We start from the raw sequence: 16,335 nt of genomic DNA on the forward strand, positions 1-16,335 counted from the left end.
TAAACCGAGTTCAGGTTATTTATGAACAAATTTTAAGACAAAAAAAATCCGACACTAGGTCGGATTTTTATAGCATTGATAACGTTTATTAAAGGAAAGGGTTTACTTTAATAATTGTTTCAACACGATCTGGTCCAGTAGAAATAATATCAACAGGAATACCAGTAACTTCTTCAATACGTTTAATATAAGCAAGTGCATTGGCAGGAAGGGCATCAACTGATGTAGCACCAACAGTGCTTTCTGACCACCCTGGAAGCTCTTCATATACTGGAGTTATTTTCTCATAACCTTCAGCAGCTGTTGGCGGCACAGTAATAATGTCGCCTTCTGGTGTTTTATAGCCAGTACAGATCTTTAATGTTTCTAAGCCGTCAAGTACATCAAGCTTAGTTAAACAAAAACCTGTTACACTATTAACTTGAATTGCACGGTGCATAGCAACAGCATCAAACCAACCACAACGACGTTCACGACCAGTAGTAGCGCCAAACTCATGACCTACAGTACCTAAATGATTGCCAATTTCATCATTTAACTCTGTTGGGAAAGGGCCTGAGCCAACACGAGTAGTGTAAGCTTTGGTAATACCTAAGATATAATCAAGATGACGAGGACCAACACCACAACCTGTCGCAACACCACCAGCAGTAGTGTTTGACGAAGTTACGTATGGGTATGTACCGTGATCGATATCAAGTAAAGTACCTTGAGCACCTTCAAACATGATTGAATCACCGTTTTTACGTGCTTGATCAAGAATTTCAGAGATATCGGCTGTCATGTTTTTGATAATATCTGCAACAGCTAACGCATCAGCTAGTACTTCTTCATAGCTTACTGGTTCAACTTTATAATAATTAACCAGAGAGAAATTGTGATATTCAACGATTTCTTTTAACTTAGCTGCAAATGTTTCTGCGCAGAATAAGTCGCCAACACGTAAACCGCGACGTGCAACTTTATCTTCATATGCTGGACCAATACCACGACCTGTTGTACCAATAGCTTTATTGCCACGAGCAACTTCACGAGCCGCATCTAAGGCATTGTGATAAGGAAGTATTAGAGGACATGCATCACTAATAAGCAAACGTTCGCGTACTGGTACGCCTTTCGCTTCCAACATAGTGATTTCGGTCATTAAGGCTTTAGGACACAACACTACACCATTACCAATCAAACATTTTACGTTATCACGTAATACGCCTGATGGAATTAAATGTAATACGGTTTTTTCACCGTTGATCACTAAAGTGTGACCAGCATTGTGACCACCTTGATAACGAACTACATATTTAGCTTTATCTGTTAGTAAGTCTACGATCTTACCTTTACCTTCGTCACCCCATTGAGTGCCGAGAACAACTACATTTTTGCCCATGTTTACTATTTCGTAAGAAAATTAGGCGGGGATTTTATCAAATATAGCAGCCTAGTCCAAGGGAAAAAGCGACATTTTTTCCTTGGACAGCTTTTTAATAATTATTAACTATATATATTAATAGGTTATAGAGTAGGCAACTACTCCTGATAACCCCATGGCGCTTTCGGGTTTTTAATCGGTTTGGTTAAGTCAAAGTCAACCCTAAACTCTCTTCCTTCTCTCACTAAGCGATAAGTAAACTTAGTTGGGTAAATATACATCTGCCAAATATTGGTGGCCGACTGAGGGATACCTTGAGTAACGAAGAGCTCTTTTGAATATTGATCAGCAGGGAATGATTGCACGTTAGACCAACCCGCATCTATAGTATGGCCACCATACATAGTTGACTCGTCATAAGATCCATCTACCTTTCTGTGATCATGCTTTAATGATAACCCCGCTCCTGTTTTAGTAATAATCCAGGTACGTGATGCGTCATCACCAACATAAAAAGGTACCTGTAATTCATTATCAGTACATTTTCTCACATACATAATCAATGGCTTATTAGCAAAGCTACTACCCTTTGCATTATCAATAGTCACTTCACCTTGATATGACTTGCCACAATGTTGACTAATGTTATTAAAGAAAGCATCGTGGCTCGGAATTGATACCAGTGGCGCTTCAAGCACCACAGCTGACGCACTTAAACTCGAAAAAACCAAACCTAACGCTATTATTGTATTTTTCATTTGCTACCTCGAAAAAAGAATGTGTATTTTTGCTATAAAAAAGCCAGCAATAAAGCTGGCTTTTGATTGTTGTATAACCGTTAAACTATTTACCCTTTACGCCATCTTTTAAATAACGGAAAAAGTCACTGTCTGGTTTAACAACCATAATATCATTTTTACTGCTAAAGCTTTTTTCATAAGCTTCTAAGCTACGAATAAACCCATAAAACTCAGCGTCTTTATTATAAGCATCTGAATATATTTTAGCTGCTAATGCATCTCCTTCACCACGTGTAGTAAAAGAGTTCTTTTGCGCTTCAGCTAACATAATGGTTACTTTGGCATCAATAGTTGCTCGAATAATTTCAGCCTGCTCTTGACCTTGTGATCTATGCTCTTTAGCTACTGCAGTACGCTCAGCACGCATACGATCATAAATAGAGTTACTGATTTCAGTCGGTAAGTTAATTGCCTTAATACGAACATCAACAACTTCAATACCTAAGTCTTCGCGACTACTTTTAGCACTTTCTAGCGCTTGAGCCATAATCGCATCGCGATCACCCGAAACAATCTCTTTAATAGTACGGTGACCAAACTCAGTACGTAAGCCGTTATTTACTTTTTGTTTTAGTAACGCACGGGCATTATCAATTGAACCTGACGTTCTTAAATAATAAGTAGAAAAATCTACAATGCGCCATTTTACAAAAGAGTCGACTATTAAGTCTTTTTTCTCAGCGGTTACAAATCTATCTGCTGCTTCATCAAGAGTTTGAATACGCGCATCAAGTTTTTTAACCGATTGAATGAAAGGTATTTTGAAGTTTAAGCCAGGCTCAAATATCATCATTTCACCGGTAGCACTGTCACGTTTAATTTTGTTGAATTCAAACACGATACCGCGTTGACCTTCATAAATAACAAAAACAGACGAAACAACTAAGATAAATACTAACGCTACAATAGCAATGGAAAAGTTCTTCATGTGTTAGTTTCTCCCACTGTTAAATCTATCAGCACGATCTGATGTCGATGGTGCGCTGTTCTGACTCGGTTGACTAACTGGTACATAAGACTGAGGTGAGTTTGCACGAGTATTAGTTGACTGCTGTTGAATTATTTTATCAAGTGGCAAGTACATCATGTTATTACCGCCTTCAACATCAACCATTACTTTACTGGTATTGCTATAGACATTTTCCATAGTGGCAATGTATAAACGTTGACGTGTTACTTCTGGAGCAGCTAAGTATTCAGGTAAAAGCTTTTCGAACTTAGCAACTTCACCTTGCGCATCTAATACTATTTGAGATTTATAAGCTAAAGCTTCTTGCTCTATACGCTTAACTCGACCGCGTGCTTGTGGTTCAATACCACGTGCATAGGCTTCTGCTTCACGTAAAAAGCGCACTTCATCTTCTTGCGCTGCAATGGCATCATCAAACGCATCTTTTACTTCGTTTGGTGGACGTGCATCTTTAAAGTTAACATCAACAATAATTAAGCCTAATTGGTAAGGTTCAATTATTTTATCAAGTTCTTCCCAAACTGATTGACGAATAATTTCACGGCCACTGGTTAAAATGTCATCCATTTTCGCGTGACCAACAACGTAACGTAAAGCACTATCAAGTGATTGCTTTAAGCTATCATCAGCATTAGTAACACTGAATATATAGTTACGCGCATCAACAACACGATATTGAATTTGCATTTCAACATTCACAACATTTTCATCTTGTGTCAGCATGAAGCCTGAAGAAGGCATTTCGCGCGTACTTTGCATATCAACAGGAATAACGCGGTCAATAAAAGTCCACTTCCAACGTAAGCCCGGTTCAACGGTACCTGAGTATTGACCAAAACGTAAAACTAGCCCTTGCTCAGCCTCTTTAATGGTATAAAAACCACTAAACGCATAAACAACTAAGCCAATAATAAGTAAAATACTAACACCGATACTTGAAAAGCTTTTGCCCGGTCCGCCTTTGGTTGTTTTACCACCAAAAATGCCGGTAACCTTTTTACCTAGGTCATTTAATAACTCATCTAAATCAGGTGGACCTTGATTTTTACCACCTTTATTTTTCCAGGGGTCTTTATCATTATTCCCCGGTTCGTTCCAAGCCATACTTTTCTCCACTTATTCAATGGTTATCATCATAACCATCCGTACAATTAAAAAATTAATGCTCGATAAACTCTGCTATCTCACTATGTTTGCTTTTTACTAATCGCTGCCATTCTCTTGATGGTAATTTAACTTCAAGATGGCAATAACCTTCTTCATCGTAACTTTCACTAGTAATACAATTAAGTTTATACAATTCTCCACGTAATTTACCTGCTCGCGGCGGAATATTTAACTGATGTTTTACCACGTGCGTTCCCAAACGCTCAGCTAATGCGATAAATAACAAGTCTATCCCTATATTTGCCTGCGCCGACAGCCATACTCTGATTGGCATGCCATCGATATCTCTATCAATACGTGGCTCTATATCATCTAGATTATCTATTTTGTTACAAATAATTAACTGTGGTACTTCATCCGCTTCAATTTCTTTTAAAACATACTCAACTTGTTCAATGTTTTCTGTACGTCTGTCGTCTGCTATATCAACAACATGCAGTAAAAGCTCAGCTTCTCGAGTTTCTGTCAGTGTAGCTTTAAATGCCGCGACTAAATCGTGAGGTAAATGTCGAATAAAGCCAACGGTATCGGCTAAAATTACTCGTCCAACACTTGGTAAAGAAATACGTCTTAAGGTAGGGTCTAAAGTAGCAAACAACTGATCAGCTGCGTAAACCTCAGCCTGTGTTATCACATTAAATAATGTTGACTTACCCGCGTTTGTATAACCAACAAGTGATAATGTTGGCAATTCTGCACGGGCACGAGCTCGACGCCCTTGCTGTCGTTGGACTTCAACTTTCTCTAAACGTTTACGTATATTGATCATGCGTTCACGTAATAAACGTCTATCGGTTTCTAATTGGGTTTCACCTGGACCACGAAGTCCAATACCACCTTTTTGTCGCTCAAGATGGGTCCAACCACGAATTAAGCGGCTGCTTAAATGTCGTAGCTGCGCCAGCTCAACTTGTAGTTTACCTTCGTGAGTACGAGCACGTTGTGCAAAAATATCTAAAATTAATGTCGTACGATCAACAACACGGCACTGACAAAGTGCTTCCATATTTTTTTCTTGAGATGGCGTTAGGCTGTGATTAAATAAAATCACGTTAGCTCCGAAAAGCCTAACCGCTTCGGCAACTTCATCAGCTTTACCACTACCAACAAAAAAGCGTGGGTGTGGTGTATTACGCTTGCCTGAAACAACGGTTAACGCCTCAATGCCAGCAGAAGAAACTAACATTTTAAATTCGGTTAAATCTTCACGAGTACTTTCATCGGGAAAGTCGAGGTGAACAAGTACTGCTTGTTCACCAGCTTGGTAACGATCAAACAACTGAATTAAACCTTAACGATATGTTTAGTGGTATAAAAATCGATATGCAATTTACGCATCTGACGATTGATCACCATCTTGATCTGATGTGGGAGTTGTATTCACTGCGCGTGAAGGTACAACAGTAGAAATTGCGTGCTTGTATACCATTTGGCTTACGGTGTTTTTCAGCAAAATCACAAATTGGTCAAACGACTCAACTTGTCCTTGCAGCTTAATACCGTTTACTAAGTAAATTGCAACTGGAATGCGATCACGACGTAAAGCATTCAAAAATGGGTCTTGTAAAGATTGCCCTTTTGCCATTATATGGTCCCTTTTATTATTATTAATAAATTACTGTTTGTTTATGATTAACCTAAAACGCATTAAATTATACAAAATACGCTGAAAATCCCTTTTGTAGCTATGTATAAAAAACTAACAAATTAATTATACATCAATTTTTAACTATTGCTTTATATTTGCTTGTTCTTTATCGCTTTGTTTTAGTAGCGTTAACACTTGCGCTAAATTTGTCTCGTCGTCGCTATTAAGCCAATGTAAATCTGGCCAACTACGTAACCATGTTAGTTGTCTTTTCGCAAGTTGTCGTGTTGCACAAACACCACGAAAAATCATTTCATCATGATTGCACTCACCATTGAGGTATTGCCACATTTGTCGATAACCAACACAACGGATTGATGGTAAATCTTCGTGTAAATCCCCACGGGCTTGAAGCTTGTTAACTTCTTCTTCAAAGCCTTGCTCAACCATTTGTTGGTAACGTAACTCTATACGTTGATGTAATGTACTACGCTCTTTGGGAGTAATAGCTAATTGTAAAATATTGCCAGCGAGCTTATCACCTTTAATTTCGGTCAGTTGTGTTAAAGTGTTACCTGTTATGCGGTAGACCTCAAGCGCTCTGGTTAAGCGTTGTGGGTCATTAGGGTGAATACGCTTTGCCGACACTGGGTCTATTTCAGCTAACTGATCGTGTAGCGCTTGCCAACCAATATTATTAGCTTGTGCTTCAATTTCTGCCCTAATTGCTTCATTTGCGGTTGGTAATGGTGAAATGCCCTCAATTAGGCTTTTAAAGTACATCATAGTTCCGCCAACTAATATTGGAATACGATTGTTAGCTTTAATCTCATCAATTTTAAGGAGCGCATCACGACAAAAATCAGCTGCAGAGTAGCTTTCACTGGCATCACGTAAATTAATTAAATGGTGAGGGTACTTTTTTAATTCATCCGCTGTAGGTTTTGCTGTACCAATATTCATATCACGATATATGAGTGCAGAATCGACGCTGATAATTTCACATGGCAAAGTATCGTATAGCTCCATGGCTAATGCTGTTTTTCCTGAAGCCGTTGGCCCCATTAAACAAATAACAGGTAGCTCTATAGGTGAAGATTGAGTAGACACGAAAACTTTGCCCTTAACGATTGATAATTTAAGTCGTACTAAATAAAGGACTAAAATAAGACGCTTTATATGATTAGTGTAGCTGCTTTATAGAGGATGTAAGGTCAACGGGTACAGAATTCAAGAGCAAGCTTGTACTAAACTTATCTCCGAGCACAGTTATGGCTTGTTTGATAAGGTTATCAGCTTGATTTTGAGTATATTCTTTATGCAGCATTGCCTGGCCAATCGCTTGAAAAATATCACTTTCAGCAATAAGTGTATCAGCCTGCTGCGCAGTGACTTCCTGCAAAGCATCAATAATAGTAATAAAACTGCTACTAACATCTTTATCGCGTAATAGTGCAGGAAACTGCCTAATTTGTACTTTATGATGAGTTTTTATAACAAAAACAATACCAGCTTTCGTTAAAAGATCCTCACACGCTCTTAGCAAACTTTCTTGTGCTACAGATAATGTGATCATCACTGGCAACAATAAGGGCTGGCTCACTAAACCCTGTTCTTGATTATTATTAGTGTTGTTATAATCAAAACTCGTTTGTGTCGTAGATAACCAACGGCTTGCTACTACTTTACTATTGAGCTGTTGAGCAAACTTAAACAGTGAAAGTAATCGCAAAGCACCGTCATGCTTATATAAGCCGTAACCTGGAGCTGCATAGTGAATAAACAATGATTCGCTCATTGGTTTTTCATAGGCTTGCGTACTACTGTTTGCGTCAGGGTTTAATTGGTTATGGTTTTCATTCTCTGCATCAATACTTGTTGTTTCATGAGCATTAGTTGTATTTAACAATTGCTCATAATGACTGACTGCAGCGGGGGATACTTGTTTCGATTGATAGCCACTTTGATTAGCGTAGCGGCTACTGTTGTCATTAACATGCTGTAACGGCGTAACATAACTAGGGCGTTGATAATCAACAGAGTGGCTTACTGAGCTGGCACCTGATGAATCTAACGTAGAACCAGCTTGAGAAGTATGACTGTATGAGTTTTCATGAGTCTGATACGACTGCTCAGGCTGTAATGGACTAATTAAGCTATTTTCATCACGGATATTATCGACTCCAAGGGTATCTTCCTCGGCATTATTTTCTTCGTTAAATAAATTATCAGTATTGTTTATCGATAATAAGGCTTTATGACATACCGAATAAATAAAGTCATGTACATAGCGGCTTTGATGAAAGCGCACTTCATGCTTGGCTGGATGAACGTTTACATCAACCTCGCGGCAATCTACTTGTAAAAATAAAACAAAAGCAGGATAAGTATCAGCAGGTAGTAATGTACTGTATGCCTGCCTAATAGCGTGGTTAATTAACTTATCACGCATCATACGTCCATTAACATAGCTATAGCATAAATCATTTTGATTACGAGCAAAGCTTGGCTTAGCCACCCAACCTGATAATTTCATGTTGTCGTGTTCACAATTGACTTCAATGGCATGTTCAATAAACTTTTGTCCGCACACCATAGCAACCCGTTTAGCATTTTGTGCTTGGGTATTGGCAATACGATATTGACGCACAACTTTACCGTTATGAGTAAGCGTAAAACTCACATCAAAACGCGCTAAGGCGATACGTCTTACAATTTCATCAATATGGTTAAATTCAGTTTTTTCAGTGCGTAAAAACTTACGTCGTGCTGGAGTATTAAAAAATAAATCGAGCACTTCAATGGTAGTGCCATCGGGATGTGCAGCTGGTTGAATATTAACGGCCATATCACGCCCTGCAGCAGTTGCTTGCCATGCAGTATCTTGATGTTGTGGTTTAGATGTTAGCGTGAGACGTGCCACTGAACTTATACTGGCTAGGGCCTCGCCCCTAAAACCTAAGCTATCAATGGCTTCAAGATCAGATAAGTCTTTAATTTTACTGGTAGCATGCCTACTTAGTGCTAAGGCTAGCTCATCTTTGGCAATACCACTGCCATTATCAGTAATTTTAATTTTTTTTACGCCACCCTTATCCACCGTAATTTGGATCGCAGTAGCGCCAGCGTCTAAGCTATTTTCAATCAACTCTTTAATAACAGAGGCAGGACGTTCAACAACTTCACCCGCCGCAATTTGGTTAGCTAAACGTGCGGGTAATATGGCAATGGTCATAGTAATAGCATCAACTAAAGTAAGTTATCCCGTACGGGGAATTTTTAAGGTTTGACCAATTTGTAACGAATTAGATTTCAAATTGTTAATCGCTTTAAGTTTATTCATTGAAATATTGTAACGCTTAGCGAGTACCGATAGCGACTCGCCACTACGTACTTTATGCTTTTTATAACCAATAGACGCAAAATAAGAGCCGGTAAGCGGATGATCCATAAAGTGATTTTTAATCCCTAAATGAATTGCATTGGCTAGTCGTTGCTGGTGTTTTGGCCACGTTAAATTCTTTTCTTCTTTATGATTAGAGATGAAGCCAGTTTCCACCAAAATAGAGGGGATGTCTGATGACTTTAACACACCGAAATTACCATTTTGCGGTGTGCTCTTATGCATTTTAGTGATCTTTTTTAACTCACGAATTACATTATTAGCAACCCCAAAGCTCACTCCCAAAGAGTGCTCTTTGCTCATATCTGCTAATGCTAATGCTAAATGGCTATCTGCAGTATGCTTAATAACACCGCCACCGCCGCCTAATAACTCAGACTTTTCTTCTCGATTAGCCAACCACCTAGCGAGCTCAGAATCTGCACGCTTTTTAGTTACCACCCAAACTGAAGCACCACTTGGCCCAGGAGTATGAAAAGCATCAGCGTGAATAGAAACAAAGAAATCAACGTTTTTCTGTCTCGCTAAGCTCGTCCGGCGGTTAATATCAACATAGTAATCTCCGCTACGTATCAAGACCGCTTTCATGCCTTTTTCATTATTAATTAGCGTTTGAAGTTTTTTAGCAATAGCTAAGGTAACACGTTTTTCATAAGTACCTTTACCGCCAATAGAGCCGGGGTCTTCACCGCCATGACCAGCATCAATACCAATAACAATATCACCTAAGTTAGCTGTTGGCTTATCCATAACAACACTATTGCGATTTTTATCATATAAATCGATAACTAATCGATTACCATACTGTCCTGCAGGCGCCAATGGAAATACAGTTAATTGATAAGACTGATTTAGCTCTAATACTAAGCGGGCTTTACTTTTACTTTGGCTACCACGGAATAGCTTTATTCTGGGATCACCCTCGGCTAACTTTTCTAACGCTACGGTATTCTTTGTATTCGCAAAATCTACCACTAATCGGTGTGGGTTTTGTAAGGTAAAATATTTATAATCTGGTTTATTTTTAACATCAAAGACAATACGTGTATTTTCAGGTGCCGGCCAAACACGAATCCCGTTAATGCTATTAGTTGCCCAAACACTAGCGGCAAAAAATAAGCACCCGATAACGGTGATAAACTGGATACATTTTTTAGTAAAACGGTTTCGCGTTAGATACATCAATATTCTCATTACTTCATGATAAACTGCTGGCTACTTCACTATTTAATACCGTTAAAATAGCTTCACCACGAGGCGTCTCTGCCTGTAAGTTAATTGTGCGTTGTTCATTTTGATAAGCCATATTAATGATTAAATCGGCTTTAGCCAATAGCCCAGTGCCTTTTTCTGGCCATTCAATAAAGCAGCAACAATCATCATTAAAATAATCTCGAATTCCCATATACTCTAATTCTTCAGGATCACTTAATCGATAAAGATCAAAATGAAATACACGCCACTGAGCAAGCTCATAAGGCTCAACAATAGTGTAAGTAGGGCTTTTGACGTTACCGTTATGCCCCATTCCACAAACAAAACCACGGGTTAAGGTAGTTTTCCCAGCACCTAAATCACCATTAAGATAAACGACTAGCGATTGCTGGTGCTCGAAACTTTGCAGCGCTTGCGCTAATTGCGCGCCAACCGTTAATGTTGCCTGCTCATCTTTTAAAAAATATTCAATTTGTTTCATTTTCTCAATCTATATGTAATAGCAGTTACAAACTTTACTCGTATTATCTAGTATGTTTTACCGCAATCGTAATGAAGGTAGTTAATGGAGCCTATAGTAACGTTAATAATATCAGCTGCTGCGCCGTGAATATAGTTTGATAATTATGCCATTGAATAATTCACCTGAGCAAGTGTCCTTATAGCTTTGTATTGAAGAGCTATTAAAGGCTGATATTCATCACTCATATTGTGTTAAACTAATCATAAATTGCACCATTAAAATATTGATTCAGTAATATTTACTCTACACCTTATTACTGAACATTAGCTGACTTCTTTCATGACAGAAACTTCAATAAACTATCAAGAATTAGCCGATAACATTAAATGCTGGGGTGAAGAGTTAGGTTTTTCACAGCTCGGTATTTGTGATATTGACTTAAAAGCTCATGAAGCGGCCCTAAAGCGATGGTTGGCAAATAATTATCATGGCAATATGGATTACATGGAACGCCACGGTATGATGCGTGCTCGACCTGAAGAGTTAGTCCCTGGCACAGTGCGTGTTATTAGTGTTCGTTTAGATTACTTACCTCAAAATGCGAAGTTTGCACGCATCTTAAATGATAAAAATAAAGCCTATATTAGTCGCTATGCTTTAGGGCGAGATTATCATAAGTTAATGCGTAAGCGTTTACAGCAATTAGGACAAAAAATTGCTCAGCATTGTGAACAATTTAATTGTCGCCCTTTTGTTGATTCCGCTCCTGTATTAGAAAGACCATTAGCCGAAAAGGCAGGCTTAGGTTGGACAGGGAAACACACCTTACTTATTAATAAAGCCGCCGGTTCTTGGTTTTTTTTAGGGGAGCTTTTTGTTGATATTCCATTACCTATTACTCACAACGAATACAGTGATAACGCGCTTAACTCTATCGCTTTAGATGAGAAAGTTAACGACTGCGGCACTTGTGTCGCTTGTATAAAAATATGTCCGACAAAAGCGATTGTTGAGCCTTATGTTGTTGATGCTCGCCGCTGTATTTCTTATTTCACTATTGAGTCACCCGATCCTATCCCAGTAGAGTTACGTCCGCTGATGGGTAATCGAATTTATGGCTGTGATGATTGTCAGCTAATTTGCCCTTGGAATAAATTTGCCAAATTGAGTGTTGTAGATGACTTTCAAGCTAGAAACCAACTAGATGATGTTGGCTTACTTGAGCTGTTTTCTTGGACAGAAGAGTACTTCTTAAATACTTTACAAGGTTCGCCTATTCGACGTATTGGCTTTCAAAGCTGGCAAAGAAATATTGCCGTAGCCTTGGGTAATGCACCTTACTCTAGCGATATAACAACAGCACTTGAACGGGCATTAAATTCAGCTAATGAGTTAGTTGCTGAGCACATTCATTGGGCTTTAGCACAACAGCAAGAGAAACAGCTACTCACCGTCACTAACGCAGAAACGACACAAAAAAACCATCGTTTAACAATGCGCTTAGTTCGTTCTATTGAAAAAGGCTTAACAAGAGATGCCTAAATAACCTCAACTCGGTTAAGAGATATTTATTAAGCCGACTTCAAGTTAAAAAGCAATTACAAAGCTAGTTAACTCGAGTTCAGATTAGTTATATTTAGCTTAACCATTTTGTGTATTAGTGCTAAGTATTGCAATATCGGCACGAGCTTCTTCTAACTCCATTTGTATTGCTAATACTTTTTTTACCTGCTCATTACGTTCACTGATTGCTTTTTTCTCGCGCTCTTTAGCCGCAGCGAGCTGCTTTTGCACCGCAGTTAGAGTCGCCATTAATTGAGCAATATCTTCATTTTTCTCGAAGTCTTTACCTTCTTTATCGTTAGCATAGTCATCATCACTTGCATTAAGCAATTCTGCCGACTTAAAACGTAAAAAACTATAAGCTAAACGCAATATAAAGATGACGCACGTTAGTAGGAGTACAACTAAATATTGATTTTTTTCAAGTGAACTAAAAGCGATATGGATACGTGACCAGAAATCGCCTGTCGCCCCAAAAAAATGACTAATAACTTGGTTATGCCACGCCAACCAAGTAAAAAAATATATAAGAATAAAACTGGGTGCTGGGTGTTGATTTTCGGTAAATACAAGTAGCGATTTTAAGGTTTTCTTTTTTAACACAATATATCCTTTATTTCAGTGTCTAGGGTAAGCATGCACTTTTATAAGCTAAAGATAATAATGCACAGCCCCTTACCAAGTAAACTAATAAGATTGACAGAGAGTTATTAAAAAGCAGAAGTATAAGATCTGTTCAACATAATTAGCCTCATTTTTCATATTTTCGCTCTTGGCAGTGCTTTAATATGGTTTTCTTTTCTTCATTACTACTTTCCCGCCATGCCTTTATTTCTTCTATATGTCTAAAACAACCTAAGCAAATATCGCATTCATTCAGGCAACAATTTCCAATACAGGGGCTAGCGATTTCGAGAGGCTCTTCATTATGATACTTCATATTTATCTCAAGTGAGGTGACACACAATATAAACTACATCGATTTAACATAAGCAGTAATATCCGTTATTTCTTGTTGAGTTTTGGCTAATAATTTATCAATAAAAGCCCTGTTTTGATTTAACACGGGGTCTATCAATAATTTTTGCCAGTCTTTACATAATTGCTGTAGGTTTGGTGCGGATAAAATACTACTGACAGATTGCAATATAACTATAGCTTGTTTAGCTTGCACTAAGTTGTTGCTCTTTAGCGCACGGTTGAGTTTAAGAGCTAACTGATTAATATTATTAACATATTCATTAATCATGAAAAATGCCAGCTCAGGTGAACCTTGATTTTTAATATATAGTTCCAGATTAACTTTTGGCTCTGTTAACTCTTTAACCGGTAATTCTGTCAATTGAGCTTGTCTATTTTGTAGTGAACTCTTTGTACTTTTATACTGATGAATGGCCTTATTGTTATCAACAGTTAATAGATCAACGTTACTTTCTGCTTTTTGCTCTATTGTTTTTTCCTCGGCTAACCAAGGTGACAATAAAGTCATTAACTGCTCAATTGAGACTGCATTTGATAACCTATCAACAATCCAATGGGAGAATATTACATCTTCATCTTTTATATAGGTTATATCTAGACCAAAAATACCTCGTTGTATTACTTCACTGCCACTAATGCAGTCATTTCCTTTATCAATAAAATGAATAAAAGGGGAAGTAGAAAACTCTGAGAATAGAATTGCGTAACAGCCACTTTGCCAATATTCTTTCTGTTGGGCTGCTTGTGCAACAAAAGTAACTTGTAATCCTAGTTGTTGTAATTGCTGCTGTAATTTCTGGTACTGTATTGGTGATTTTACGCCAATCAACACATCAATAGCTTTAGCCGCTAACGGTGTGTTGTTAATTTGTGTCTTATCTAGAAGGTATTCAGTTAATTGTGCTGTCGTATTTTCACCTAAGTTACGATTTAACATGACCGCTAACGGTAAAGTGAAGCTTAATTGATAGCCTTTTTCAGTAAGAGCTGCGGTAATATTTTCACCATGCAAACACTTTAATAAAGCAATGAAGTAACTATTTAATTCGCTGCTAATATAGTGCTCTGACTTTTCCTGTAGCTCTTGCAAAAGTTTAGGTAATTTTCGCACCTCCTTACTAGACAAAACTTGCCCCATAATAAGTACAGTCTGTTGACCATTATTTTGATCTTGTAGCTTAAATGAAACGTCTAACTGTCCAGCACTTAAATCATCACCTAATAACTGAACAAAAACTTGCAACATCTCCGTAAAAATATTTACATCAACTTTTACTTCAGGGCATATATTTCCATCAACATGTAATTTAAGTAAATTATTTTGTTTATTAATGGCTGCAGCCTGATTCAGTAACACAGCTTCTGTTGTTGAAATTATATTGATATCACTTAGCGTTAATCTCATACCTTCTGCTTGCATATAGCGATGGAAACTCGCTTGCTTTATCAAACGAACTAATTTTTTACTAAATTGATAACTCTGAAATAAATGCTGATTAGAGGTTATTTTTTGATGGCTAGAACTAACAAGTGTAATGCGCTCTAACAGTTTAAGTGCAAGATTATAAAATTGACCATAATTCTCTTTCTCAATAAGAGCATTCGTTTTCCGCTGAGATATTGCTGTCAACTCGGCTAACTCCTTTTCAGCGGCTAACTGCTCAGCTTTTAAAGTTAGAGCATCAACCTCAAGGTTATGCTGTTGCTCTCGCTCCTCAAAACCTAATGATTGATGTGTATCCTCTCGATTATATAACGTTAATTCGAGTGCTTGATATTGTCGTAAGTGTTGCTTTAAGTGACGAGATAACAACCAAAACAATAAGATAATTACACTTAAAAGTGCAGCAAAAACCATTGCCATATGCGTTATAAGCGCATGATTAATATCCCATGAAGAATTTAGCTGGCGTTTCGAAATATTCTGCTCTGCTTTACTTGAGTTATCGTAAAGAATCCCCGTAAATACCAATACTTGCTTTTTCAACAGTTGGTTATAATCAACAATAGTCTGCAGATTTTCCTGCCAGTGGCTTACAATAGTCTCACTTTGATTATTAGTGTTTTTATCTCTGACATAAAAAGCGTCATTAAATTGTGCTAACGCAGCTTCAATGTCTAGGTTAATCATAGGCGTAGAATACTCGTTGAGGCTATTAAATGACTCTTTAAGTTGCTTAAAAACTATAGGTGATGTTGCGATGTTTAATTTATTCAATAAAAACGAAAACTGACTAATTGTTTGTGAAAACTGTAACCATTTTGCTTGCTCTTCACTATCACTAACTTGTATTTGAGTATTCTCGACAGCAGTTTTAAGCGCTGCGACTTTAACTAATACTTCTTGTTTATGATTTTGCAGCCTATCAGCATTTGATTTCATATGACGAAGTGCGTTAAATGCAGCTTGTCGCTTGGTTTTCCAATCATGATAAATAGATTGATGGCTTGATTTAAGTAAAGATAATTTCTTATTAATTATCGCTAATTCCTTCTCTAGCAGAAGGTAACTATCTAAATTATCACTAGCGAGCATACTATTTGTTATACGTAATGCTGATAGCAATAGCTTTTGCTCGGAGAGTTTATTTTCTACTTTAGTTAAATCATCAGAAATAAGAACAATATCTTTCTTGTATTTAAAATAGTAAGCACCACCAGTCACAATAAAAAGACTACAAATAATTAACCCTATAGTGGCTAAATATAAAAATGAATATGGCTTAACTTTATCAATTAACGTTTGTTGAAGTGAAACACTACTCGATAAATTATTTACTGGCTGTTCTACCTGAATATCTTTCTTGTTCATATTATCA

At 37.6% G+C, this 16,335-nt stretch carries 14 protein-coding genes; 1 reads left to right on the forward strand and 13 read right to left on the reverse strand.

The genetic code is table 11. The annotated features are described in order from the left end of the window. Positions 1–88: 88 nt before the first annotated feature. The 10 genes from KO495_RS16960 to tsaE form a co-directional block, all read right to left on the reverse strand. Positions 89–1,384, reverse strand: a complete 1,296-nt coding sequence (locus KO495_RS16960; RefSeq protein ID WP_215981597.1) for an adenylosuccinate synthase — start codon at positions 1,382–1,384, stop codon at positions 89–91. 140 nt (positions 1,385–1,524) lie between these two features. After that, a complete protein-coding gene (locus tag KO495_RS16965; protein WP_215981598.1) occupies positions 1,525–2,124 on the reverse strand; it encodes a hypothetical protein in 600 nt (199 codons plus the stop codon). Between the two features lie 85 nt (positions 2,125–2,209). Then, on the reverse strand, positions 2,210–3,094 hold the full coding sequence (gene hflC, locus KO495_RS16970) for a protease modulator HflC (RefSeq protein WP_215981599.1): 885 nt from the start codon (positions 3,092–3,094) through the stop codon (positions 2,210–2,212). Positions 3,095–3,097: 3 nt separating this feature from the next. Continuing rightward, entirely contained in the window at positions 3,098–4,240 is a 1,143-nt protein-coding gene (gene hflK / locus KO495_RS16975) for an FtsH protease activity modulator HflK (protein WP_215981600.1), read from the reverse strand. Positions 4,241–4,295: 55 nt separating this feature from the next. Continuing rightward, the gene (gene hflX / locus KO495_RS16980) at positions 4,296–5,582 is read right to left on the reverse strand and encodes a ribosome rescue GTPase HflX (RefSeq protein ID WP_215981601.1); all 1,287 of its coding nucleotides are present in this window, start codon (positions 5,580–5,582) and stop codon (positions 4,296–4,298) included. Positions 5,583–5,633: 51 nt separating this feature from the next. Then, complete coding sequence (gene hfq / locus KO495_RS16985) at positions 5,634–5,888, reverse strand: RNA chaperone Hfq (protein ID WP_215981602.1); 255 nt, start codon at positions 5,886–5,888, stop codon at positions 5,634–5,636. A gap of 144 nt (positions 5,889–6,032) precedes the next feature. Further along, positions 6,033–6,956, reverse strand: coding sequence for a tRNA (adenosine(37)-N6)-dimethylallyltransferase MiaA (gene miaA, locus KO495_RS16990; protein WP_215981653.1), 924 nt, complete (start codon positions 6,954–6,956; stop codon positions 6,033–6,035). 118 nt (positions 6,957–7,074) lie between these two features. Continuing rightward, positions 7,075–9,126: a DNA mismatch repair endonuclease MutL gene (gene mutL / locus KO495_RS16995; RefSeq protein ID WP_215981603.1), complete on the reverse strand. Its 2,052-nt coding sequence runs from the start codon at positions 9,124–9,126 to the stop codon at positions 7,075–7,077. A 24-nt stretch (positions 9,127–9,150) separates the two neighbouring features. Further along, positions 9,151–10,476: an N-acetylmuramoyl-L-alanine amidase gene (locus tag KO495_RS17000; RefSeq protein ID WP_215981654.1), complete on the reverse strand. Its 1,326-nt coding sequence runs from the start codon at positions 10,474–10,476 to the stop codon at positions 9,151–9,153. A 16-nt stretch (positions 10,477–10,492) separates the two neighbouring features. After that, positions 10,493–10,990, reverse strand: coding sequence for a tRNA (adenosine(37)-N6)-threonylcarbamoyltransferase complex ATPase subunit type 1 TsaE (gene tsaE, locus KO495_RS17005; RefSeq protein WP_215981604.1), 498 nt, complete (start codon positions 10,988–10,990; stop codon positions 10,493–10,495). 321 nt (positions 10,991–11,311) lie between these two features. Here tsaE and queG point away from each other — a divergent pair, with 321 nt between their 5' ends. Then, positions 11,312–12,514 (forward strand): tRNA epoxyqueuosine(34) reductase QueG, encoded by a 1,203-nt coding sequence (gene queG, locus KO495_RS17010; RefSeq protein WP_215981605.1) that lies wholly within the window; start codon positions 11,312–11,314, stop codon positions 12,512–12,514. 99 nt (positions 12,515–12,613) lie between these two features. On the opposite strand, the gene KO495_RS17015 is transcribed toward queG, so the two are convergent. The 3 genes from KO495_RS17015 to KO495_RS17025 all read right to left on the reverse strand — a co-directional run bounded on the left by KO495_RS17015 (position 12,614) and on the right by KO495_RS17025 (position 16,328). Then, complete coding sequence (locus KO495_RS17015; protein WP_252739039.1) at positions 12,614–13,138, reverse strand: hypothetical protein; 525 nt, start codon at positions 13,136–13,138, stop codon at positions 12,614–12,616. A gap of 148 nt (positions 13,139–13,286) precedes the next feature. Beyond that, a complete protein-coding gene (locus tag KO495_RS17020) occupies positions 13,287–13,475 on the reverse strand; it encodes a DUF1289 domain-containing protein (protein WP_215981606.1) in 189 nt (62 codons plus the stop codon). 33 nt (positions 13,476–13,508) lie between these two features. Next, positions 13,509–16,328, reverse strand: coding sequence for a hypothetical protein (locus KO495_RS17025; protein WP_215981607.1), 2,820 nt, complete (start codon positions 16,326–16,328; stop codon positions 13,509–13,511). Positions 16,329–16,335: the final 7 nt, after the last annotated feature.

It is taken from the genome of Colwellia sp. D2M02, from assembly GCF_018860755.1.
Lineage (GTDB): Bacteria > Pseudomonadota > Gammaproteobacteria > Enterobacterales > Alteromonadaceae > Colwellia > Colwellia asteriadis.